This is a genomic window from Flavobacterium panacis, from assembly GCF_024649945.1.
Taxonomy (GTDB): domain Bacteria; phylum Bacteroidota; class Bacteroidia; order Flavobacteriales; family Flavobacteriaceae; genus Flavobacterium; species Flavobacterium panacis.
Window position 1 is genome coordinate 82674 of record NZ_JANKMS010000005.1, and the last position, 24411, is coordinate 107084.

17 protein-coding genes are annotated in these 24411 nt (G+C 34.5%); 11 read left to right on the forward strand and 6 right to left on the reverse strand.

Going from position 1 to position 24411, the window contains the following annotated elements; translation table 11 throughout:
• Positions 1 to 31: 31 nt before the first annotated feature.
• Positions 32 to 1318 carry a UDP-N-acetylmuramoyl-tripeptide--D-alanyl-D-alanine ligase gene (locus NQQ59_RS12245; protein ID WP_144215555.1) on the reverse strand — a complete coding sequence of 429 codons (1287 nt, stop codon included), beginning with the start codon at positions 1316 to 1318 and terminating at the stop codon, positions 32 to 34.
• Between the two features lie 118 nt (positions 1319 to 1436).
• Positions 1437 to 3122, reverse strand: a complete 1686-nt coding sequence (gene gldJ, locus NQQ59_RS12250; RefSeq protein ID WP_144219777.1) for a gliding motility lipoprotein GldJ — start codon at positions 3120 to 3122, stop codon at positions 1437 to 1439.
• 215 nt (positions 3123 to 3337) lie between these two features.
• On the opposite strand from gldJ, the gene porU reads away from it, so the two are divergent.
• From porU to NQQ59_RS12290, 8 genes are all read left to right on the forward strand, one after another.
• Complete coding sequence (gene porU, locus NQQ59_RS12255; protein WP_144215556.1) at positions 3338 to 7174, forward strand: type IX secretion system sortase PorU; 3837 nt, start codon at positions 3338 to 3340, stop codon at positions 7172 to 7174.
• A 41-nt stretch (positions 7175 to 7215) separates the two neighbouring features.
• The gene (gene porV, locus NQQ59_RS12260; RefSeq protein WP_144215557.1) at positions 7216 to 8421 is read left to right on the forward strand and encodes a type IX secretion system outer membrane channel protein PorV; all 1206 of its coding nucleotides are present in this window, start codon (positions 7216 to 7218) and stop codon (positions 8419 to 8421) included.
• Between the two features lie 77 nt (positions 8422 to 8498).
• Positions 8499 to 8981 (forward strand): cytidine deaminase, encoded by a 483-nt coding sequence (cdd, locus tag NQQ59_RS12265; RefSeq protein ID WP_144215558.1) that lies wholly within the window; start codon positions 8499 to 8501, stop codon positions 8979 to 8981.
• 159 nt (positions 8982 to 9140) lie between these two features.
• Positions 9141 to 10139, forward strand: a complete 999-nt coding sequence (gene pdhA, locus NQQ59_RS12270; RefSeq protein WP_144215559.1) for a pyruvate dehydrogenase (acetyl-transferring) E1 component subunit alpha — start codon at positions 9141 to 9143, stop codon at positions 10137 to 10139.
• A gap of 4 nt (positions 10140 to 10143) precedes the next feature.
• Positions 10144 to 11781 carry a pyruvate dehydrogenase complex dihydrolipoamide acetyltransferase gene (locus NQQ59_RS12275; RefSeq protein WP_144215560.1) on the forward strand — a complete coding sequence of 546 codons (1638 nt, stop codon included), beginning with the start codon at positions 10144 to 10146 and terminating at the stop codon, positions 11779 to 11781.
• Between the two features lie 91 nt (positions 11782 to 11872).
• On the forward strand, positions 11873 to 13720 hold the full coding sequence (locus tag NQQ59_RS12280; protein ID WP_144215561.1) for a hydrolase/aminopeptidase: 1848 nt from the start codon (positions 11873 to 11875) through the stop codon (positions 13718 to 13720).
• Between the two features lie 541 nt (positions 13721 to 14261).
• Positions 14262 to 14792, forward strand: coding sequence for a carboxymuconolactone decarboxylase family protein (locus tag NQQ59_RS12285; RefSeq protein WP_144215562.1), 531 nt, complete (start codon positions 14262 to 14264; stop codon positions 14790 to 14792).
• Positions 14793 to 14885: 93 nt separating this feature from the next.
• Positions 14886 to 15764 (forward strand): helix-turn-helix domain-containing protein, encoded by an 879-nt coding sequence (locus NQQ59_RS12290; protein ID WP_144215563.1) that lies wholly within the window; start codon positions 14886 to 14888, stop codon positions 15762 to 15764.
• Positions 15765 to 15831: 67 nt separating this feature from the next.
• Here NQQ59_RS12290 and NQQ59_RS12295 read toward each other — a convergent pair whose 3' ends face one another.
• Positions 15832 to 17073 carry a glycosyltransferase gene (locus tag NQQ59_RS12295; protein ID WP_144215564.1) on the reverse strand — a complete coding sequence of 414 codons (1242 nt, stop codon included), beginning with the start codon at positions 17071 to 17073 and terminating at the stop codon, positions 15832 to 15834.
• 114 nt (positions 17074 to 17187) lie between these two features.
• Between NQQ59_RS12295 and miaE the strand changes: the two genes are divergently transcribed.
• Positions 17188 to 17769: a tRNA-(ms[2]io[6]A)-hydroxylase gene (gene miaE, locus NQQ59_RS12300; RefSeq protein WP_144215565.1), complete on the forward strand. Its 582-nt coding sequence runs from the start codon at positions 17188 to 17190 to the stop codon at positions 17767 to 17769.
• A 50-nt stretch (positions 17770 to 17819) separates the two neighbouring features.
• Positions 17820 to 20582, forward strand: coding sequence for an AsmA-like C-terminal region-containing protein (locus tag NQQ59_RS12305; protein WP_144215566.1), 2763 nt, complete (start codon positions 17820 to 17822; stop codon positions 20580 to 20582).
• Positions 20583 to 20655: 73 nt separating this feature from the next.
• Here NQQ59_RS12305 and NQQ59_RS12310 read toward each other — a convergent pair whose 3' ends face one another.
• From NQQ59_RS12310 to rplU, 3 genes are all read right to left on the reverse strand, one after another.
• Entirely contained in the window at positions 20656 to 21948 is a 1293-nt protein-coding gene (locus tag NQQ59_RS12310; protein ID WP_257698246.1) for a hypothetical protein, read from the reverse strand.
• Positions 21949 to 22080: 132 nt separating this feature from the next.
• Complete coding sequence (gene rpmA, locus NQQ59_RS12315) at positions 22081 to 22341, reverse strand: 50S ribosomal protein L27 (protein ID WP_111367867.1); 261 nt, start codon at positions 22339 to 22341, stop codon at positions 22081 to 22083.
• A 24-nt stretch (positions 22342 to 22365) separates the two neighbouring features.
• The gene (rplU, locus tag NQQ59_RS12320; protein ID WP_073412831.1) at positions 22366 to 22803 is read right to left on the reverse strand and encodes a 50S ribosomal protein L21; all 438 of its coding nucleotides are present in this window, start codon (positions 22801 to 22803) and stop codon (positions 22366 to 22368) included.
• Between the two features lie 273 nt (positions 22804 to 23076).
• On the opposite strand from rplU, the gene NQQ59_RS12325 reads away from it, so the two are divergent.
• Complete coding sequence (locus tag NQQ59_RS12325; protein ID WP_144215567.1) at positions 23077 to 24399, forward strand: M16 family metallopeptidase; 1323 nt, start codon at positions 23077 to 23079, stop codon at positions 24397 to 24399.
• Positions 24400 to 24411 lie beyond the last annotated feature (12 nt).

Sequence of the window (24411 nt, forward strand, 5' to 3'; positions counted from 1 at the left end):
AAGCCATTCAATAATGAATGGCTTCTTTTTTTTAAGAAATATATTCTAAAGTTCGTTCTAGAGCCATTCCTCTTGAACCTTTAATTAGAATAGTGTTTGAGTCAAAATTGAAAGTTTTAAGAAATGCTGCAAAGGCTTCAAAAGTTTCAAAGAATTTCACATTCCCTTTTGTTACCTGATTTGCATAAAAGTCTTTCCCTATTAAAAAGCATACAGCCTCATCCTGACCAGCCAAAGAATCAACTATTATTTTATGTTCGTAAAGACTTTCTTTTCCCAGTTCAAACATATCACCAAGAATCATAATCTTATTTTGGTTATCCAATTGCAGAAAATTAGAAATCGCCACAGCCATACTACTTGGATTCGCATTATAAGCATCTAAAATGATCTCATTTGAACCTTTTTGAAGCATCTGAGATCTATTGTTCGCAGGAATATAATTTTCAATAGCAAGTTTAATATCGCTTTCATTTACTTCAAAATATTTACCAATAGAAACAGCAGCATTTATATTATTTGCATTATACAATCCAATTAAATGTGACTCAATTCTGAAATTATCATAATTTATAGCAACAAACGGATTTGCACTTATGTCCTGAATATTCAAATCAGCACTTTCTTTTTTTACACCAAAAGTAAAAGACTTAATCCCTTTAGATTTTTCAATTTGAATAGCATCTTCGAGATTTACAAAAACAGTCTTTTTATTTGCAGCAAGATATTGATACATTTCGCTTTTTCCTGCAATTACACCTTCAACACCTCCAAAACCTTCTAAATGTGCTTTTCCGAAATTAGTGATATAACCAAAATCCGGCTGTGCAATTTGACACAAGAATTCAATTTCTTTCTGATGGTTTGCTCCCATTTCTACTATTCCGATTTCTGTGTCTTTTGTAAAAGAAAGTAAAGTCAACGGAACACCAATATGATTATTCAAGTTCCCAACAGTAGCTTTTGTTCTGAACTTCTTTGACAAGACCACATTAATCAACTCTTTTGTAGTTGTTTTTCCGTTACTTCCCGTTAAAGCAACAATGGGAAGCGCCAGATAAGAACGGTGAAATTTTGCCAGTTCCTGAAGTGTCTGCAAACTATTTTCAATCAAAATAGTCCTCTCATCAATATAGTATGACTCGTTATCAACAACAACAAATAATGCCCCTAAATCTAGAGCTTCTTTGGCAAATGTATTAGCGTCAAAATTCTCTCCTTTAATCGCAAAAAACATTGAATTCTTTTCAATCTTTCTGGTATCAATAGAAAGTGAACTGCATTTCAAAAATAAGTTATGAATGTCCTGAATATTCATTTATAAAATTTTAAATAGACCATAAAAATAGAAAAAAAAACAATAAAAAAATTCCAAATTCCAGACTGAATATTCAGCTTTTGGAATTTGGAATTTTCTTTATTAGAATTTCTAAACCTTAGTTTCTAGGTGATTTTCTTTTTTCAGCTTTTGAACCTACTCTAGACATTGCACATCTGAAACCAATGTAATCAGTTGCCATATCCTGAGGGAAGTATCTTCTTTGAGCTGGATCTAACCAATAAGCTCTGTCTCTCCATGAACCTCCTTTGTAAACTCTTACTTTATCATCGATTAAGGTAGTACGTTTACTAGAATTATCATACTTTCTGATCATTTTCCCTAAACTGTCTGTTGTTACATTATGTTTAGGAGAATTGTACATTGCCTGATCTGCTTTTGCACCTGATTCAGGATCTCCAAAGTCAAAATATCTTGAAGATTGTTTATCACCATCTCTGTAGTTGATATTATCACTTGTACTGAAATTTTGTCTTAAATAAGTTTCTTGCTCATCAACCGGAACCTGAGCAATTTCTCCAGGAAGGTTTCTTGCAATAACTTTACCGTTACTTAAAGTATCATACTTAATAGTAGCAGTTGTAACGATTTCAATTTTACCATCTTTACCAATTTTGTTTTTAGCGTACTGGTTTCCTCTATAGTAGTTGAAATCATTTGCTTCATTATCAATAATTGGTCTGTAAACGTCAGCTACCCATTCTGCAACGTTTCCGGCCATATCATATAATCCGAAATCGTTTGGAGCATAACTTTTCACAGCATTTGTAATATCTGCTCCATCATCTGACCAACCTGCAATTCCACCGTAATCACCGTTTCCTTGTTTAAAGTTAGCCAATTGATCACCTTTGTTTTTACGTTTGTTAGAACGTGTGTAATCTCCAGACCAAGGATATTTCTTTTGTCCTTTGTAGATATTGTATTCTCTTTGTCCAACGTCTGCAGCAGCAGCATATTCCCATTCTGCTTCAGTAGGAAGTCTGTACTCAGGTAAAATAATTCCAGAAGAACGTTGTGCATAAACATTTTTTTCTTCAGGAACTACACCATCTTTTCCAGCTTTTGGTCTTCTTCCGTTTGGATTTTTCTTTAATACGATTTCTTCACTACCTCCACGAGAAGTACTTGGAGACATTAAATAACCTTCAGTATTAAATGCATTTTCAGCATTAACATCGTTAGTTTTAGCTCCTTTTTGAAGGTATCCGTTTTTCTCTAAAACTGCCTCGTTTACACGGTCAGTTCTCCATTTACTAAATTCTACAGCTTGAATCCAGTTCACACCAACTACAGGATAGTTAGCATATGAAGGGTGTCTTAAATAGTTATTAGTCATCGTTTCGTTGTAACCTAAACGATTTCTCCATACAAGGGTATCTGGCGATGCTCCTTCGTAAATATTTTTGTAATTTTCTTCTGTTGGTGGAAAAACTTTTTTCAACCACTCTAGGTATTCTAAGTACATACCGTTCGTAACTTCGGTTTCATCCATATAGAATGACTGAACGTGTTGTTGAGTTGGTGTGTTATTCCAATCGTGCATAACATCATCCTGTACTTTACCCATAGTAAACGTACCTCCTTCAACAAAAACCAAACCAGGACCTGCCTGTTGTTTTTTACCTGCATTTCTGGCAGCAGTTCCATTCTGACTATCTACATCCCAGCCGGTTGCTCTAGAAGCATGGCTCGAACTCGATTTTTTGCTACAACTAGCCGTGCCCAACATCAATACCATTGACATCATTAATTGCAAGACTACAATTTTGTTTACTTTCATACTCATTCTTAGGTGATAAATTTAGGTGCTGCAATATAATAATTAACATTTAATTGGCAACATCTGTTCTAATAATTTTATTTAGCTGTTTTTTTTACCAGAAAATAACCTTTAGTTACGAACGCAAAAATATACTTTTTATTATTTACTGTAACATGAAATACTATATTTTTACTTACTAATTATTTTTTAATTAAATTTCGTTTTTTTAACCAATGAAACAGCTTGTTTTTATCTATTTCTTTTTGATTCCGATCCTCGCATTTTCCCAGTCAAATGGGGAGATTACACTCAATTGGCAGAACAAAAAAGAGACAAATTACGGCGAAAATAAAATCATAATTCCATACTTCACTGGAGGAAGTTTTCGCTTAGATATGACAAAAAAAAGCATAACATTATTAGAAAATTTAAACCTCTCCAACATCTCAGTCGGCAGCTCCGTACAAATTAACAATGCCGTTTATGAGCCAATTTCCAGATCTGACCTAGGTGATCTCGCGGTTGAAAGTATTCCAGAAAAACTAAATGAATCTTTAATAATAACCAATGCAAGAGACTTAAAGCACACTTTTCTTTCCTTAAATCCGATTATAAAAGAGGGAAATGGCTTTAAACGAATCAAATCTTTTTCTTACTTTATTAGTAACTCTACCGCTAGAAATACCAACAGTAGTATTTTTCAAAAAACAGCGGCCATTTCAAACTCTGTATTAGCATCAGGAGACTGGTATCGATTCTATATTCAGAAATCGGGCGTTTATAAAGTAACCCGATCATTTTTACAAAGTTTAGGATTTGATCCGTCAAAAGTTGACCCTAGAAGAATAAAAATATACGGAAACGGAGGAAGAATGCTTCCTTTGGCGAACAGCACTTATTACCCTGACGATTTAACAGAAAATGCAATTCAGATAATTGGAGAAAGTGATGGAATTTTCAACAATGAAGACTATATTCTTTTTTACGCTGAAGGAGTTGAAAACTGGAACTCTGAAAGCCAAACCAACTTAAATCTATACGACACTAAGTCCTATTATTATATTACAGCTTCGGGTGCAGGCGGAAAAAGAATTCCAAATTTTAATCAGCCAACCGCAAACAGCTCATTAGAACTAAACACGTTTGATGACTATCAATTCCATGAAATTGATCAAACCAATATTGTTCACCTCGGACGTCAATGGCTTGGAGAATCATTTGACATCAATCAGGAACAGGAATTCTCTTTTAGTTTCCCCAACCTTGACACAACTGTACCCGTAAAAATAGACGTAAACACAGCATCTGCAGCCTTTACCGCAACGTCTTTTTTAATTTCTGCTAATGGACAAAATATAGGAAACATAACCTATACTCCCTTACTAACAGACTCAGACATAAAATATAAAACCGACAACCTACCTTCTAACACAACATTTACAGGAACTGACAACATTAAAATCAAGATTACATACAATAATAATGGTGTTCCTGGATCAAAAGGTTACCTAGATTACATTAATCTAACTGCAAAACGAAAGCTTTTAGGAACTGGTAAACAATTTCTTTTTCAATATAATGATGCGGGTTCTGTTGCAGGAGTTGTAAACTACAATATTGGTAATGCTACAGGAATTTCTCAAGTTTGGGATATTACAGACCTATATAATGTATCAAAAATTGAAAATGCAAATCAGTCGACTTTTAGCTTTAAAGCCAATTTAGGAGAAATCAGAAAATACGTTGCAATCGACGCTTCCGATTACTATACTCCTTTAAAAGAAAACCAGTCAAAAATTGCAAATCAGAACTTAAAAGGAGCCATTTTTAGAAATAGCCAAAATGCTTTTCAAGACATAGATTATATTATTGTCACACCAAAATCTCTAGCTTCTCAGGCAGAAAGACTAGCCAACTTTCATCGAACAAATTCAAACCTAAACGTCAAAGTCGTTTCGCTCGAAAACATTTATCAGGAATTTTCTTCAGGAAAACAAGACATAGCAGGAATTAGAAATTTTGTAAAATATATTTACGAAAACGCCTCTTCCCCAGATAAAAGAATAAAATATTTAAATCTGTTTGGCGATGCTTCTTACGACTATAAAGACCGAATTCCTAACAACAGCAATATCGTACCTATATACCAATCTCTAACAAGCAATAGTGTAGGCGAAGCTGGATTTGCATCTGACGACTTTTATGGTCTTATGGATTCAAATGAAGGAATAGTAGGATTTCCTTTTAACGGGATTGATATTGCCGTTGGTCGTATGCTTGTTTCAGACAATGCACAAGCACAAGAAATGGTAAATAAAGTTTTAGAATACCATGATGCAAAATCATATGGAAACTGGAGAAACAATTTTGTTTTAGTAAGTGATGATTCCGACAAAGCCGGAGACGAAACGTTACAGTCACGCCAAAACACACTAGCCGATTTAATTGCATCTGAAAAGCCTTTTTTTAATATCGAAAAAATATTTCTCGACGCTTACACACAAGAAGCTTCAGCCGGAGGATCAAGATATCCAAAAGCCAGAACAGATTTCTTCAACGCTTTTGAAAAAGGCGCCTTAGTTTTTAATTATTTAGGGCACGGAGGAGAAGACGGATTAGCCAGTGAAAGAATTTGGGAAAAATCAGACAGCCAAAACCTAAACAATCAATATAAATACCCTTTATTCATAACCATTACATGTGAATTTTCAAGATTTGACGATCCTACCAGACCAACAGCTGGAGAATATGTATATTGGAATCCAAAAGGAGGTGCAATTTCGATGTTGACTACAATTAGAGAAATCGGCCAAATAAATGGTGAAAATTTTAATGATGTCTTAAACAAAAACCTTCTTTCGTACGGCTCCAACCAATATAATAGCATTGCAGAATCACTACGTATTTCAAAAAACGAAAAACCTAGTTCTGGCAGCAATGTTGTTACCTACATTGGCGACCCTGCATTAATGTTAGCAATTCCTAAACCAAAAATTAACCTAACAAAGGTGAATGATATTGTAATTTCGCAACCTATTCCAGATTTTAAATCATTATCAAAGATTAAAATCTCAGGAGAAATTACAGACGAAAACAATATACTTTTAAGCAATTATAACGGAGAACTAGCAACCGCTATTTTCGATAAAATGATTACCAATTCAACTTTAAATAATGACGGATTCAGTCCTCCTATACAATTCAAAACATTAGGAGAAACTATTTTCAGAGGAAACGCATCTGTTACAAATGGCCAGTTTGAATTCAGTTTTGTAGTTCCGAGAGATATTCGAATTCCGGTTGATAATGGTAAAATCAGTTTTTATTCTAAGAAAAATGCTTCTTTAGAAAACCAAACTGGTTACAATAATACCATCAAAATTGGAGGAATTAATGAAAATGCCCCTCAGGACAATATTAGTCCAAAAGTTAAGTTATATATGAACGACGAAACTTTTGTATCTGGAGGCATTACAAATGAATCTCCTTTCCTTTTAGCTTTTTTAGAAGACGAAAACGGAATTAATACAGCAAGTGGAATCGGGCATGATATTGTTGCTATTTTAGATGGAGACGTAAGTAATCCGTACATTTTGAATGATTATTATCAAACCAAATTAGACGATTACACCAACGGAAATTTACGTTTTCCGTTTAGAAATTTAGCTCCAGGATTGCACACTATAAGTTTTACTGCTTGGGATGTTTACAACAATCCTGTTACAAGCGAGATACAATTTACAGTTGTAGGTGACGAATCACTGACATTATCACATGTTCTTAACTATCCTAATCCTTTCTCTACTTACACACAATTTTGGTTTTCGCACAACAGACCTTACGAGCCTCTGGATGTACAAGTACAGGTGATGACCATTACTGGAAAAGTGGTCTGGACAAAAAATCAAACTATTACAACAGAAGGATTTTTGTCAAGAGAAATTACATGGGACGGAAAAGACGATTTTGGAGACAGAATCGGAAAAGGAGTGTATATTTACAAACTGACTGTAAAATCAAATTTAACAAATAAAAAAGCAGAAAAGTACGAAAAGCTTGTCATCCTATAATATTATATATATTTGCACCACCAAAAACTTAAGTCCCTTAAATGAAAAAACTATCACTTTTATTAATTTGCCTTTTTACCCTTTTTAACTTAAAGGCTCAGGAATCAAGACCAATAGTAACCGGAGTTCCTTTTCTGTTAGTTGCAGCAGATGCGAGAGCAGCAGGTTTAGGCGACCAAGGAGTTGCTACTTCTGCCGACGTATTTTCTCAACAATGGAACCCTGCAAAGTATGCCTTCTCAGAAGATGCACAAGGTCTTTCCATCAGTTACACACCTTATTTGACAGATCTTGCCAATGACATTTCCTTAGGTCAGGTAACGTATTATAACAAAATTAACGAACGAAGTGCTTTTGCCGGAAGTTTTCGTTATTTCGGTTTTGGAGGAATTGAATTAAGATACACTGGAGACCCAAACGAAGCAGTACGTACAGTTAATCCAAACGAATTTGCTTTAGACGGATCTTATTCACTAAAGTTAAGCGAAGAATTCTCTATGGCTGTTGGAGCACGTTTTATAAACTCAAATTTAAAAGTCGCATCTGAAGAAACTGACGCTTCGGCAGCAAACACATTCGCTGTTGATGTTGCTGCTTTTTATCAATCAGAAGAAATTGCTTATCAGGATTTCAACGGAAGATGGAGAGCAGGTATCAACCTTCAGAATATGGGGCCAAAAATCAAATATGACCATGACGATTTAAGCTCGAATTTCCTTCCTGCAAATTTAAGATTAGGAGCTGGATTTGAATTTATTTTTGACGACTACAACAAACTTGCCGTAAGTACAGAGTTCACAAAACTTTTAGTACCAACACCTCCAGGAATCCAAGCAGCTGTTGACGGAAATGGAGATGGAGATTTTAATGATCCCGAAGATATTACACAACAACAAGCCACAGACGCAGCTTACAACAATTATAGAAATATCGGCTGGGTTCCGGGAATGTTCAAATCTTTTGGAGATGCGCCAGGCGGATTTAAAGAAGAAATGAAAGAAGTAACCTATAGTCTTGCTGCAGAATATATGTACCAAGATGCATTTGCAATGCGTTTAGGATATTACCACGAAAGCATTGAAAAAGGAGCCAAACAGTTTTTCTCTTTAGGAGCAGGTTTTAAATACAACATCATGAAAATTGACGTATCTTACCTATTCTCGGCTTCGAAAATAAAAAACCCGTTGGAAAACACACTTCGTTTCTCTTTAACGTTTAACTTTGGAGACAAATACGAGACGTATTAAAAACAGAATAAAATAAAAATAACATAATCCAAATTCCGGCATAACTGGGATTTGGATTTTTTTTCCCTTAAAAAGAAATGAAAGAAATCAATATTACAACTTCATTTACGATATATGATAATTTAGGTGAACTTCCTGGTGAAATTCAAGATTTAATGAATCAGGCTATCGAAGTCAGAAAAAAAGCTTACGCACCTTATTCCAAATTCAGAGTTGGAGCTGCTTTACTTTTAGACAATGGAAAAGTTATTTCAGGGTCTAATCAGGAAAACGCAGCTTATCCATCGGGGCTTTGTGCAGAACGAACTGCGATTTTTTACGCTGGGAGTGCATATCCTGAGGCAAAAATTTTAAAAATGGCCATTACAGCCGCTTCGGATACTAATCAAACAACTGCTCCTATTCCACCTTGCGGATCTTGTCGACAATCGATTGCAGAATACGAAATAAAGCAAGACACCCCTATAGAAATCTATTTTATGGGTGAAATTGGAGAGGTTTACAAATCATCATCATTGAAAAATTTACTTCCATTGATGTTTGATAAAAAGTTCTTGTAAAAAAAAGCCAAAAAGTAGCGTTTAAATTTTACTTCTTAAATGTAATGTCTTATTTTTGCATCCCGACCTTTCGGGCGCAAATTTGTGGGAGGAAACTATTTTGCGTTACAGGCACAATAATCGATAACACAAACAACTTTAGCAAAAGAAAGAATTCAGATGAAAGAAGTTACAAAAGAGGTATATTTAAAGTGGTATGAAGACATGCTACTTTGGAGAAAGTTTGAAGACAAACTTGCAGCATTATACATCCAACAAAAAGTTAGAGGTTTTCTACACTTATATAATGGTCAAGAAGCTGTATTAGCAGGTGCATTGCACGCAATGGATTTGACCAAAGATAAAATGATTACTGCTTACAGAAACCACGTTCAGCCAATTGGTATGGGAGTTGATCCTAGAAACGTAATGGCAGAACTTTTAGGAAAAGCTACAGGAACTTCTAAAGGTATGGGAGGTTCTATGCACATTTTCTCTAAAGAACATGGCTTTTACGGAGGTCACGGAATCGTAGGTGCTCAAATTCCTGTGGGAGCTGGTATTGCTTTCGCAGACAAATATTTCAACACTGGTGGTGTTACTATGACTTACTTTGGTGATGGTGCTGCTAGACAAGGTTCTTTACACGAAGCTTTCAACATGGCGATGTTATGGAAACTTCCTGTAGTATTTATCGTTGAGAACAACGGTTATGCAATGGGAACTTCTGTAGAAAGAACTGCAAATCACACTGACATCTGGAAATTAGGTTTAGGTTACGAAATGCCTTGCGGACCTGTTGACGGAATGAACCCTGTAAAAGTTGCCGAAGCAATGCACGAAGCTATCGAAAGAGCACGTCGCGGAGATGGACCAACTTTCCTTGAAATGAAAACGTACCGTTACAGAGGACACTCTATGTCTGATGCACAATTATACCGTTCTAAAGAAGAGGTTGAAGAGTACAAAAAAATTGACCCAATTACTCAAGTTCTTGATGTAATTTTGGATCAAAAATATGCTACACAAGAAGAAATTGATGTAATTGACCAAAAAGTTAAAGACTTAGTTGAAGAGTGTGCGAAATTCGCTGAAGAATCTCCATACCCAGACTTACAACAATTATACGATGTAGTATACGCACAAGAAGACTATCCATTTACACCTCATAAACTATAACATCATGGCGATTAAAGTAACAATGCCTCGTTTGAGCGATACAATGACGGAAGGAACGGTAGCGACTTGGCTTAAAAAAGTAGGCGATAAAGTAAGCGAAGGAGATATCTTAGCTGAAATTGAAACAGACAAAGCAACAATGGAGTTCGAATCTTTTAACGAAGGAACTCTTTTACATATCGGAATTCAAGAAGGAGAAACTGCTCCTGTTGATTCATTATTAGCAATCATTGGTAAAGAAGGAGAAGATATTTCTGCTCTTTTAGCTGGTGGTGATGCTCCTGCTGCTGAAGCTCCAAAAGCGGATGCTCCTGCTGCTGAAGCAAAAACTGAAACTGCTGCTCCTGCAAAAGCAGCTGAATTACCAAAAGGAGTTATAGTAGTAACTATGCCTCGTTTAAGTGATACAATGACAGAAGGTACAGTAGCAACTTGGTTGAAAAAAGTGGGTGATACTGTAGCTGAAGGAGATATCTTAGCAGAAATTGAAACAGACAAAGCTACTATGGAGTTTGAGTCTTTCAATGCTGGTACATTATTATACATCGGAATTCAAGAAGGAAGTACTGCTCCAGTTGACAGCTTATTAGCGATCATCGGACCTGCAGGAACTGACATTTCTGGAGTTGCTGATAACTTTACTGCTGGAGGTGCTGCAACAGCAAGCGCTCCTGCTGCTGAAGAAACAAAAACTGCTCCTGCTGCTGAAAAAGCTCCAGAAGCTGCCGCTGAAACTTCAAACGGAAGAATTTTAGCTTCACCATTAGCTAAGAAAATTGCTTCTGACAAAGGAATCCAATTATCTCAAGTTAAAGGTTCTGGAGAAAACGGACGTATCGTAAAAAGCGATATCGAAAACTTTACTCCATCTGCTCAAGCACAAACTGCTGCTTCTGCACCAGCTGCTAAGCAAGAAGCATCTGCTCCTGCTGCTCCAAAAGTATTTGTTCCTGCTGGAGAAGTTTACACAGAAGAGATCAAAAATTCTCAGATGCGTAAAATCATTGCTAAACGTCTTGCTGAATCTTTATTCACAGCACCTCATTACAACTTAGTAATCGAAGTTAGCATGGACGAAGCTATGCAAGCTAGAGCTGCAATCAATAGCGTTCCAGATACAAAAGTATCTTTCAACGATATGGTAATTAAGGCTTGTGCATTAGCATTGAAAAAACATCCAAAAATCAACTCTCAGTGGAAAGAAGATGCTATCATCATCAATCACCACGTAAACATTGGTGTTGCTGTAGCTGTTGAAGACGGATTAGTAGTTCCTGTATTGAAATTTACTGACGCTATGAGTTTATCTCAAATTGGCGGAAGCGTAAGAGATCTTGCCGGAAGAGCTAAAAACAAAAAATTGGGACCACAAGAAATGGAAGGAAGCACATTTACAGTTTCTAACCTAGGTATGTTTGGTATCACTGAATTTAATTCAATCATCAACCAACCAAACTCTGCAATCCTTTCTGTAGGTGCAATTGTTGAGAAACCAGTAGTGAAAAACGGTCAAATCGTAGTTGGAAACACAATGATGTTATCATTAGCTTGTGACCACAGAACTATTGACGGTGCAACTGGAGCTCAGTTCTTACAAACATTAAAACAATACATCGAAAGTCCAGTTACAATGTTGGCGTAATCGTTGTTAATTTTATAATTAAATCCCGTTTTGTTTATTCAAAACGGGATTTTTTATTTAATTTTCATCCTCAAATTCAAAACCTCACAAAATGAAGAGACTAATCCTTCTCACTTTGTTTCTGACAGCAATTGCCTGCCAGAAAAAAGAACAAACCGAAAAAACCAACGCTGTTGTTGATGAACACAGTTATTCTAAACCAGAACTTGCTGTTGCAAAACATCTTGACCTTGACATTAAAGTCGATTTTGATACGCAAACTATTTCAGGAAAAGCATCTTGGACTATTGATAATATTGGCAAAGGAAATGAGATCATCTTTGACGAAAACACTTTAAATATTACAAAAGTAACTTTAGGTGATGACGAAAAAGAAACGAAATTCGAACTTGGAAAAGACACTGAATTTCACGGAAAGCCGATTCATATCACAATTGAGCCGAATACAACCAAAGTAAACATCTACTACAGCACAACTAAAGATGCAGTAGCTTTACAATGGTTAAAACCAGAACAAACAGCAGACAAAAAGAAACCGTTTTTATTCTCTCAAGGAGAAAGCATTTGGTCTCGTACTTGGATTCCGTGTCAGGATTCACCAAGCGTTCGTTTTACTTATAATGCAAAAGTTACGGTCCCTAAAGATTTATTGGCTGTAATGAGCGCTGTAAATCCGCAGAAGAAAAATGATACTGGAGTTTATACTTTCAAACAAGACAAAGCAATTCCGTCTTATTTAATGGCAATCGCTGTTGGAGATATCGAATTTCAAGCGATCGACAAAAGAACTGGAGTTTATGCAGAACCTTCAATGTTGAAAAAATCCGCTTACGAATTTGCTGAACTAGGAAAAATGGTTAATGCTGCTGAAAAACTATACGGACCATACCGTTGGGGACGTTACGATGTTTTGGTTTTACCTCCAAGTTTCCCTTATGGCGGAATGGAAAACCCAAACTTAACTTTCTTAACTCCAGGAGTAATTGCAGGAGATCGTTCTTTAACCAGCCTTTTAGCACATGAATTAGGCCACAGTTGGAGCGGAAATTTAGTTACAAACGCTACTTGGGATGATATTTGGTTAAACGAAGGTTTCACCACTTATGTAGAACATAGAATCGGAGAAGCAATTTTCGGAAAGAAAGAATTTGAAATGCAAAATGTTATCACAAACAAAGAATTGACTGATAATGTTGCAGAATATGGAAATACAAGTCCAGACACTAGATTAAAAGTTAGTTTGACTGGAAGAAATCCTGACGACGGAATTAGTATGATTCCTTACGTTAAAGGTTATGCTTTTTTAAGAGTTATTGAAAATGCCGTTGGAAGAGAGAAATTTGATCCGTTTATTAAAAACTACTTTGATTCTCACGCTTTCCAATCGATTACAACAGAAGATTTTGTAAAATATATTAATGAAAATTTAATTAAAGGCGATAAAACTTTAGCTGATAAAATCAAATTAGACGATTGGATTTACAAACCAGGAATTCCTTCAAACATTGTTCCTGTAAGTTCTGCCGATTTTGATGCGATTGATGCGATCCAAAAAAGCTGGAGAGAAACTGGCGTTGCAGGTTTGAGCAAAAAAATCACAACTACGGCAGAGAAACAGCATTTTATAGATCACCTTCCTACTGATATTACAGTTAAAGAAATGGACGCAATTGACAAAGAATTCAACTTTACTAAAGGTGGCAATTTCATTATCAAACGTCAATGGTTTGTTCAGGCTTTGATTCATCAGTACAAACCAGCTTATCCTGCAATTGAGCAGTTCTTAATCGGAATCAGTAGAACTGGATCTGTAATGATGCTTTATAAAGAAATGGTTAAAACGCCAGAAGGAAAAGTTTGGGCAAAACAGGTTTTTGAAAAAGCAAAATCTGGTTATCATGCTACGACTATTCAGGCTGTTGAGGGTGTTTTGAAATAATTTTTCTTAAAACATAATTTTTAAAAGAGGTTGTCTTTATGAAGACAACCTCTTTTTTATTATTGATAAGTCCCAGCGGGACGAAATATTTATAGAAATAATTAATTTCAATTCAAAAAAAAGCTCCAGCGGAGCGACACATCTAGTTATCTCGATTATAAATATGTCGCTCCGCTGGAGCTTTTTTAAATATCCTAGACAATTAATCTATAAATATTTCATTCCTCCGGAATTTTTATTCCTAAAAAACATCTTATGAAAACGAGTGCCCTAGCCCAGATTGAAGTGGAAAGCCCGGAGCTCAAAAGCCTGATTTTTCTTGCCAGAAAACAGCGACCAACGGAAGCTCGTTTTATGGCTTAGAAAAATCAGGCTTTTGTGCGAGGACTTGAAGCGGAAAGCTGGATTAGCTCCTGAAAATAAAGCGAGGGAAAATTGTCCATCACATAGCGTCAATCCTCCATGTTCTAAAATCTGTCATAGTTGCAACTTTGTAATGTCAAAAGACAACAACAAATAACAACTTTAAAAATTAAATAAAATGACACGATTAACAGCATTAAACCCAGAAGAAGCAACAGGAAAAACTAAAGATTTATTCAACGCTGTACAAGCAAAATTAGGCGTTGTTCCAAACATGATGAGAACAATGGGGAATTCTCCAGCAGTTTTGGAAGGATATTTGAACTTAAGCGGCGCTTTGAGCCACGGAAAATTAAGCGCAAAAACTGGTGAATTAATCGCCTTGGCAGTTTCTGAAAGCAATTCTTGTGATTATTGTTTAGCAGCGCACACTTTTATTGGAGAGAAATTAGTAAAAGCAGATCCAGCGGTTTTACACGCAGCGAGAACAGGAAATTCTACAGACGCTAAAACAGAAGCTATTTTACAATTGGCGAAAACTTTGATCAGCAAAAATGGTTTAGTAAATGATGAAGATGTAAACAAAGCTAAAAACGCTGGAGTTTCTGATGCAGAAATTGCCGAAACAGTTGCACATACAGCTTTGAACGTATTAACAAACTACTTCAACAATTTAGCTAATACTGAAATTGATTTTCCTGCAGTATAATTAAACAGCACTTTCACAATAACAAAAAACAATGTATAAAGATAGCTCCGAATTTATTTGAGAGCTATCTTTATATTTCCAAAAACCGACAATATGAGCTCGCAGAATGTTTTTACTTTAATAAACCCGCAGAATGGAAATTTAGCGTTTAAGATTCTTTCTTTTGATGATAACAGCCATTTTGATTATTTACAGCGTAATAATTATTACTCTTTAATTTGGGTTACAAAAGGAAAAGGCAAAGTAAAAGCCGATTTTGCAGAACATCATTTTGAAGAAAACTCACTTCTCGCCTTTTCGCCTTATCAGCCGTTTATGCTTTGTACAAACGAAGAAATTGAAGGAATTGCGATTCATTTTCATTCTGATTTTTATTGTATTCACATGCATCAAAAAGAGGTTTCTTGTAATGGCGTTTTGTTCAATAATATTTATCAGCCTCCTTACGTAAAAGTTACAGAACAAGCTTCACTAACTTTTAACATGGTTATTGACCAAATGAAAACGGAGATTCAAAATGCAGAGTTGGCGCAGTACGAGTTACTTATTTCGTATTTGAAAATCTTTTTAATTACAGCTTCTAGATTAAAAACGGAACAATTAGAAGAAATGAAATCGGTTCCAGATACCAAAGAACCTGTAATTCTTCAAAACTTAAAAGATGCGATTGAGCTGAATTTCAAAACCAAACATTCAGCTGGAAATTATGCTGATTTACTAAATATTTCGCCAAAAGCATTGGCCAAATTATCCAAGAATTATTTCAATAAAACTTTAACCGATTTGATTTCGGAACGAATTATTATTGAAGCTAAAAGAGAATTATACTTGACCAATAAAACGGTCAAAGAAATTGCTTATGAATTAGGTTATGATGACGAACATTATTTCAGTCGTTTCTTTAAAACCAATGCTGATGTTTCGCCACAAATTTATCGTGAAACTGTTGGGTTTGGAAAAATGGACGCTTAAATTAGTTTTCAGTCGCAGTTTTCAGTCGCAGTCACTAGTTACTGCAAACTGAGACTGCGACTGAAAACTACTTATTTTTCTCTTCGATCCATTTTGACATGTACATTGTACTTTTGTACGCGTGGTGTTGCAATAAATTGCCCATAAAATTATGAAGACGATGATTTTTAGAATCTGCTAAAAGTGAATTTACCAATAAAATCAATTGATTGGAATAATTGCTTTTTTGATAACATTTATTGATGATTGCAATTCCGTTTTTTTGAGATTGTTTCCAAAGATTTTCATCTTGATAAAGTGCAATTGCTTTTTTAGCAAATTCAGTTGGATTATCTTCAATAAAACCATTCCAAGGTAAATCTTCATGCATGGCTTCAGAACCAATTGAAGTAGTCGCGCTTGGTGTTCCGCACTGCATGGCTTCTAATAATTTACCTTTTAAACCTGCACCAAAACGAATTGGCGCTAGAACAATTCTTGATTTCTTTACAATTTCATTGGCATCTTCTGCTCTTCCCATAATGTAAAAACCATTTTTAGGCTGATGCAATTGCAATACTTTTTGAGACGGATATGCACCGTAAACTTCTAAAACCGCTTCTGGGAAATCTTTTTTTATGGAAGGCCAAATCGCTTCTTTTAAATGCTGAACGGTATTCCAATTGGGTTCATGTAGAAAGTTTCCGATGAAAACAAAGTTTTTCCTTTCGTCAAAAGAAGGCAAATTTAAAAGTTCTTCTTCCTTCATTTCATCAACTAAAAACGGGAGATAAAACAATAAATCTTCATTAGTTCTGAAAACATCTTTTAATACATTCATTTCAAATTCAGAAATAATCAGAGACAAATCACATCTTAAAATACTAGCGATTTCTCGTTTTGCCACTTCTTCAGACAATAAATCTTGAATTTCAAAAGTTCGGTTTTCTTTAAAAGCTTTTTGTCTTGCTGTTCTCAAACAATGCAAATCTTCTGTATCTAAAATTCGGATTGCTTTTGGGCACTTTTCGATTACTCGCCATCCGAATTGTTCTTCAATCATAAAACGATCAAATAGAACAACTTCAGGATTTAGCTCCAAAACAAAATCATCAAAACTAGAAGAGTTAAGCTCTATACTTTTTTTGATTACTCCAAACTCAGATAAATCAACCATAAAATCACTGTCTTGCGCGGCGCTGGCAAAAGTAATTTCGAATCCGTTTTGTTTAAAAATCGAAATCAATTGCATCATTCGTCCGCCCGCAGCAGAGGAATTCGGTTCTGGCCAGACAAAGCCAATAATTAAAAGTTTTTTTAGCCGTTCCATTTTATTTGGTTTCATTTTACAAAATAATACTTTTTTGAACGTTTTTGCACCATACTTACTGACTTTTGGTTGAAAAAAAAGACTAATTTTGCAGCATATAAAATTACCGTTGTCATGTTAGGATTAAAATTAGCTACAGACCCTCGTTGGGTAAATATTGTCGAATCAAACATCGAAGAAATTTTAACGGATCATGCTTGGTGCGAGCAAAAAGCGGCATCAAACGCGATCAGTATCGTGACGTATAATTCTGAATTGGAAGAATTAGTAACTGAAATGCTTGAAATTGCCAGAGAAGAATTAGAGCATTTTCAAATGGTTCATAACATTATAAAACAACGCGGACTTACCTTAGGCCGTGAAAGAAAAGATCATTACGTGAATGAGCTTTTTAAATTCATGAAAAAAGACGGAAGCCGACGCGACGCACTTTGCGATCGTTTGTTGTTTTCTGCCATGATCGAAGCGAGAAGTTGCGAGCGTTTTAAAGTGCTTTCTGAAAACATCCAAGATCAGGATTTAGCCAAATTTTACCGCGATTTAATGATTTCTGAAGCTGGACATTACACTACATTTTTAGGTTTCGCCAGAAAATACCAAGACAACATCGACATCGATAAACGATGGAAAGAATGGATTGAATATGAGGGCTCTATCATTACCAATTACGGTAAAAACGAAACCGTTCACGGATAAATTGCGCTCTTTTTCTATAGTTTTTACATCTAAATACCACACAACTCGTTATGCAAAAAGGCAAATCCAAATCAATCGTATTTAAAATTGCGAAGTATTTCGGAATAACTTTCGCTGTTATTTTAGGATTATTATTTTTAACGCCTATCGTCTTTGAAGATCAAATTAAAGAGCAAATCAAAAAAACCGCTAACGAAAGATTGAGCGCAGAATTGAATTATTCGGATGTTTCAGTTTCTTTTTTCCGTCATTTTCCTTCTCTTACTTTAACCTTAGACAATTTAAGCTTAAATGGTTCTGCGCCATATAAAAACGAAAAATTCATCACTGCCAAAGAGGTTTCTTTCGGAATAAATGTGGCGAGTTTGATTTTCAGTAAATCGGTAAAAATTGACCAGATTTATTTATCTGATTCTTTTATCAATGTAAAAGTGAATCCGAATGGAGAAGCGAATTACAATATTTACAAGTCACAAGAACAAGCTTCACAATCCAAAGACAGTTCTGATACGGCTTTAAAACTGGAACGAATTGAGATTTTAAACAGTAAAATTGTTTATGATGACAAATCGACAAAAGTTCATTTTGATGCTTACGGATTCAACTATTTAGGAAAAGGAGATTTGAATAAAGCCGTATTCGATTTATACTCAAAAGCTAAAATTGAGAAATTAAATATTGCTTATGAAGATGAACCGTATTTAATGAATAAAAAGATTGATGCCGATTTGATTACCAAAGTAAACATCAACTCGCTTTCGTTTTTCTTTCAGCAAAACAACTTAAAAATCAATCAGCTTTTGGTCGATTTTAAAGGGAAATTTGATATTTTGAAGGATGGTTATAATATGGATTTTGTGATCAAATCTGACAATAGTAATTTATATGATGTCTTTACAGCGTTTCCACCAAAATATATTACTTGGCTTTCTCAAACCGAATTAAAAGGAAAAACCGATCTGCTTTTTACTTTGAAAGGAAAATATATCACTTCACAAAACTTAGCGCCAGATCTGAATTTGGATATAAAAGTAAAAGATGGATTTGTGAATTATAACAAAAGTGCATTTCCCGTATCCAACTTAAATTTAGACATCAAAACAACGGTTCCTTCTCTGAACCCAGATTTAGTTATTGTTGATGCTAAAAACTTAGCTTTAAATATCAATCAAGATTATTTAAAATCGAAATTCTTGGTTAAAGGAATCAATACGCCAGACATTAATGCTGATTTTAAAGCAAAAATTGACTTAGAAAAATTGACTAAAGCACTTGGAATTCCTGATATTGAATTAAAAGGAGCTTTAGCTGGAGATTTAAAAGCAAACGGAATATTTGATAAAAAAAACAAACGTTTCCCAGTTACAAATGGAACTATCGACTTAGAAAACGGATATTTAAAAACACCTTACTATCCAAATCCGATTACTAATATTATCATTAAATCCAAAATTGAAAATCAAAAAGGAACTTTCGAAGATTTAAAAGTAAGCTTAAAACCAACTCAATTTACTTTTGAAGGAAAACCAGTTTTCGTGCAAGCTGATTTAAGCAATTTTGATGATTTAAATTATGATGTAAAAGCAAAAGGCGAATTGGACGTAAATAAAATTTACAAAGTTTTCTCTCAAAAAGGTCTTGATTTAGATGGTTTCATCAAAGCTGATTTAGCCTTAAAAGGAAAACAAAGCGATGCTGAAAAAGGAAACTACAGCAAATTAAACAATAAAGGAACTCTTGAATTGAGAAATATCGGAATTGCTTCTGAATATCTGCCTCAGAAGTTCATTATTAAGGAAGGTATTTTTAAGATCAATCAGGATAAAATGTCTTTCAATAATTTCTTGGCCGCTTACGGACAGTCTGATTTTAAAATGAATGGTTATTTACAAAATGTCATCAATTATGTTACGACAAATACAGGCGTTTTAAGAGGTTCTTTTAAAGTTACGGCGCGCTATATTAATGTTGATGAGTTTATGTCTAGTACAGACCCAAACACTTCTGTAACGCAAAACAACGAACCAAAACCAGAAACAAAAGCGACAGACAACAAACAAACAGGCGTTATCATTGTTCCAACAAACTTGAATTTACAATTGTTAGCAAATGCGCAAAAAGTAAATTTCGACAAACTAAACCTGCAAAACGCAACTGGGAATCTAAGCATGAAAAATGGAAAGTTAACCATGCAGAATACTGGTTTCGATTTAATTGGTTGCAAGGTTTCTATGAATGCCAATTACCAAGCGGTAACGCCTCAAAAAGCCAACTTTGATTATTCAATCAAAGCAAACGATTTTGATATTAAAAGAGCTTATAATGAAATAGAAGTTTTTAGAAAAATGGCGAGTGCTGCAGAAAAAGCGCAGGGAATTGTTTCTTTAGATTATCAATTAAAAGGCCGTTTAAACGGAAATATGGAGCCAGTTTATCCTTCGCTTGCAGGAGGCGGAATTCTTTCTGTAAAAGACGTCAAAGTAAGAGGTTTGAAAATGTTTAATGCCGTGAGCAAACAAACCAATTCGGAATCGATGAAAAACCCAGATCTTTCGAAAGTAGACATTAAAACAACCGTTAAAAACAATATTGTAACTGTAGAGCGATTTAAATTTAAGTTCGCAGGCTTTAGACCAAGAATCGAAGGAACATCAAGTCTTGACGGGAAATTAAATTTAAAAATGCGTTTGGGATTACCTCCTTTTGGAATCTTTGGAATTCCGTTAACCGTAACAGGAACTCAAGACAATCCTAAAGTAAAAGTAGGTCGTAAAACTGAAGATCTGGAAGAAACTAAGGATACGGATAATTAAATTTCAATTTTAAAAAATCCCAAATTCCATTATAAAAACAAAAAGCCGAAGCATAAGCTTCGGCTTTTTGTTTTTAAGCTCCATATAAGATTTTAGAAACATATAAAATCCCTTTAGCCAACAACCACAATAAAGCCGCTGCTCCCAAAAGTTTCCAAGCCCAAGCTTTACTTCTTTTCCAATCTGAGAAAAAAGAAAATACCTCAAAATATTTAATGCCTAAATACACACTTGTTCCTATCAGCGAGAACCAAACAATTTCGTTTAAATGATAACTAAAGCCGTACAAGAAAATCAAACTTAAAAAAAGTACGATAAGAAACTGCAGATAGTAATAATTCCTAAAATTATATCTGTAATTAAACTTTGAAGACAAAATCAAAAACGATATTAAAAGCAAAACTATTAACGCCGAAATAACATTATAAAAAAGAGGATTACTTTGAAGAATAAGCACAACAACAGCAGCAAGCGCAATAACAGTACATCCTCCTAAAGAATTTATTTCCCTATCTCTTTTATTATCTTTAAAAGGAAACAAAATTGGATATAAATATTTTTCTAAAGTGCGCCAAAAAGGTAAAGCATAAATTGTCGCAATTCCTGCTAATACAATTTCGTAATTATAAAACACATCTTGAGGAACTTTGCATAACACATACACAAGCGCAAATGTTACACATAATGCAGGTAGAGAAATCGTCTTTACGGCTTCCCAAGGACTCTCAGCCCAAAAATTATTTCCTACTTTAAAAATGTACTTCTTAATGAAATACTCTCTGGTAAAAACAGCTGTTGTCTGACTCCACAACAAGCACAATCCGACATGAATAACGACTGTACGAAGTACAAATTCTTCGATAGAAACTCCATAATAAACACAGAAAGCTCCAACTATCAGCAATTCATAAGTCAATAAAATTGGCGAAAACAAATACCTAAACAAAGGCGCAAAATGCTTAATTATGAAAGCAATCAATAAATTCCAATATCTTTTAAACAAAGCTACAATAGCACAAATAGCAATAAATGCCGACAAATAAAACATCCAATTGGTTAGCGATTGCGCTTCTATCCAGAATTGAATAGCTGAATTTTTAGGCGGATTATATACTATTTGAGAATTAGTAAAAACTTCTAAAGCTAATCGATCTCTTACTTTATCATCAAATTGTGGAAATTGATTTTTATGTTTCAACCAGAATTGTTCTGTTTCAAAACCATTCTTTTTAAGAACCGCCAATTCATACAAAATATTTTTCTGCTCTTCATTTAACAAACTCAAATAATTGTTAGCATTATCTGAAACAACTTTTGCATATGTACTGAAACAACACAGCAGTACAAGTAGTATTATTTTTTTCAACTTTTAATATTTTAGGACATAAAAACAAACGCAAGAAGTAAATATAAGTTTTTAAAGTCTTTCTAAAAATATAAAAAACAAAAAACCCGATCATTTCTGAACGGGTTTTTTATAAAAAGTAATCTATGATTATTATGCCTCGAATGGGATAATAGATACATAAGATTTGTTATCTCTTTTCTTTTGGAACTTAACAACTCCAGCAACTTTAGCATGTAAAGTGTGATCTTTACTGATGTAAACGTTTTCACCTGGATTGTGTTTTGAACCTCTTTGTCTAACGATGATGTTCCCAGCAATAGCAGCTTGTCCACCATAAATCTTAACGCCTAGACGTTTTGATTCTGATTCTCTACCATTCTTCGAACTACCGACACCTTTCTTGTGAGCCATGACGTATGAGTTTAAATATTGTTATTATTCTTTAGTAGCTTCTTTTTTTGCTTTTGGAGCTGCTTTTTTTGCTTTTGGAGCTTCTACTTCTTCAGTAGCTGCTTCTTCTGCTACAACTGCTTTTTTAGCTGCTGCTTTTTTAGTTCCTCCTGCTGCAGTAATACCTTCAATTACAATCTGTGTAAGATATTGTCTGTGACCATTTCTTTTTTTGTATCCTTTTCTTCTTTTCTTTTTGAAAACGATAACTTTATCACCTTTTAAGTGTTGTAACACTTTAGCTTCTACTGAAGCACCTTCTATAGCTGGGGCGCCTAAAGTTACATTTCCGTTATCATCTAATAAAAGAACTTTGTCAAAAGAAACTTTTGAACCTTCTTCATTAGCCAAACGGTGAACATAAACCTTTAAGTCTTTGCTTACTTTAAATTGTTGCCCTGCTATCTCTACGATTGCATACATACCAAATTGATTTATTGATTTTTAAGGTTGCAAATATACAACTAAAAATTTACTGTGCAATCCCTGAAAGCAAAAATATTTCATTCGCAAAAAACACTGTATATCAAGCACTTTTAAAACCAAAAACGCATTTATTTAAAGTAAAAGATTGTTAAAATATCACGTAATTGTAAACAAATCTGTTATTGATAATTAAAAAAAACTATTTTTGATGTAACTAAAATCAACTCTTGTGTACCTACTCTTGTTTGATATATAAAATTATTAATCTTTATGAAAAAATCAATAATGATGTTAAGTGCTGCATTAATGCTTGGCGGAGTAGCTCATGCTCAAAAAGTAGCTTTTGAAGAATACAATTTAGATAACGGTCTACATGTTATTTTACACAACGACCCTTCTGCTCCTGTTGTTATTACATCGGTAATGTATCATGTTGGATCAAAAGATGAACGCCCAGACAGAACTGGATTCGCTCACTTTTTTGAACACCTATTATTTGAAGGAACCCAAAATATCAAACGTGGCGAATGGATGAAAATCGTTACCGCAAATGGAGGAGTTAATAACGCCAACACATCTGATGACAGAACTTATTATTATGAAGTTTTTCCTTCCAACAGCCTAGAACTTGGTTTATGGATGGAATCTGAAAGATTAATGCATCCTATTATTAATAAAATTGGTGTTGACACCCAAAACGAAGTAGTCAAGGAAGAAAAAAGAATGCGTTACGACAACCAGCCGTACGGAAATATTCTTTCAGAAGTTAAAAAGAACATGTTCAAAAAACATCCTTACAGATGGACTACAATTGGTTCTATGCAAGATTTGGATGCCGCAACTTTAGAAGAATTTCAAGCTTTCAATAAAAAATTCTATACTCCAAACAATGCCGTTTTAGTAGTTGCAGGAGATTTTGAAAAAGCCAAAACCAAAGAATGGATTCAGAAATATTTTGGGCCGATTCCTAGAGGTGAAGAAGTTAAAAAACAAACTTTCGTAGAAGACCCGATCACGCAGCCAATTAAAGCGACTTATGAAGATCCGAATATTCAGATTCCAATGATTGTTGCTTCATATAGAACGCCTTCAATGAAAACCAGAGATGCTAGAGTTTTAGATTTAATTTCTTCTTATTTAAGTGATGGAAAAAGTTCTAAACTTTACAAAAAAATAGTTGATGACAAAAAAATGGCCCTGCAAATTGGTGCCGTAGGATTCAGTCAGGAAGATTACGGAACGTATATTTTATATGGTCTACCAATGGCTCCAAACACAACTGCCGATATTTTAAAAGAAATAGACGAAGAAATTGTAAAAATTCAAACCGATCTTATTTCTGAAAAAGATTACGAGAAATTACAAAACAAATTCGATAACAATTATGTAAATGCAAATTCTAGCGTAGAAGGAATTGCAGAAAATCTTGCGTCTTACTATTTACTTTATGGCGATGTAAATTTGATCAATACCGAAATCGACATTTACCACTCTATAACAAGAGAAGAAATTAGGGAAGTTGCCAAGAAGTATTTAAATCCTAATCAGCGCTTAATTTTAGATTATATTCCGACGCCTAAATCTCAAAACTAAGAATATCGAATC

Bases quoted from the DNA above. Each gene is read 5' to 3' on its own strand.
- NQQ59_RS12245 (WP_144215555.1), bottom strand. From the start codon at position 1,318: ATGAATATTCAGGACATTCATAACTTATTTTTGAAATGCAGTTCACTT.
- gldJ (WP_144219777.1), bottom strand. From the start codon at position 3,122: ATGAAAGTAAACAAAATTGTAGTCTTGCAATTAATGATGTCAATGGTA.
- porU (WP_144215556.1), top strand. From the start codon at position 3,338: ATGAAACAGCTTGTTTTTATCTATTTCTTTTTGATTCCGATCCTCGCA.
- porV (WP_144215557.1), top strand. From the start codon at position 7,216: ATGAAAAAACTATCACTTTTATTAATTTGCCTTTTTACCCTTTTTAAC.
- cdd (WP_144215558.1), top strand. From the start codon at position 8,499: ATGAAAGAAATCAATATTACAACTTCATTTACGATATATGATAATTTA.
- pdhA (WP_144215559.1), top strand. From the start codon at position 9,141: ATGAAAGAAGTTACAAAAGAGGTATATTTAAAGTGGTATGAAGACATG.
- NQQ59_RS12275 (WP_144215560.1), top strand. From the start codon at position 10,144: ATGGCGATTAAAGTAACAATGCCTCGTTTGAGCGATACAATGACGGAA.
- NQQ59_RS12280 (WP_144215561.1), top strand. From the start codon at position 11,873: ATGAAGAGACTAATCCTTCTCACTTTGTTTCTGACAGCAATTGCCTGC.
- NQQ59_RS12285 (WP_144215562.1), top strand. From the start codon at position 14,262: ATGACACGATTAACAGCATTAAACCCAGAAGAAGCAACAGGAAAAACT.
- NQQ59_RS12290 (WP_144215563.1), top strand. From the start codon at position 14,886: ATGAGCTCGCAGAATGTTTTTACTTTAATAAACCCGCAGAATGGAAAT.
- NQQ59_RS12295 (WP_144215564.1), bottom strand. From the start codon at position 17,073: ATGGAACGGCTAAAAAAACTTTTAATTATTGGCTTTGTCTGGCCAGAA.
- miaE (WP_144215565.1), top strand. From the start codon at position 17,188: ATGTTAGGATTAAAATTAGCTACAGACCCTCGTTGGGTAAATATTGTC.
- NQQ59_RS12305 (WP_144215566.1), top strand. From the start codon at position 17,820: ATGCAAAAAGGCAAATCCAAATCAATCGTATTTAAAATTGCGAAGTAT.
- rpmA (WP_111367867.1), bottom strand. From the start codon at position 22,341: ATGGCTCACAAGAAAGGTGTCGGTAGTTCGAAGAATGGTAGAGAATCA.
- rplU (WP_073412831.1), bottom strand. From the start codon at position 22,803: ATGTATGCAATCGTAGAGATAGCAGGGCAACAATTTAAAGTAAGCAAA.
- NQQ59_RS12325 (WP_144215567.1), top strand. From the start codon at position 23,077: ATGAAAAAATCAATAATGATGTTAAGTGCTGCATTAATGCTTGGCGGA.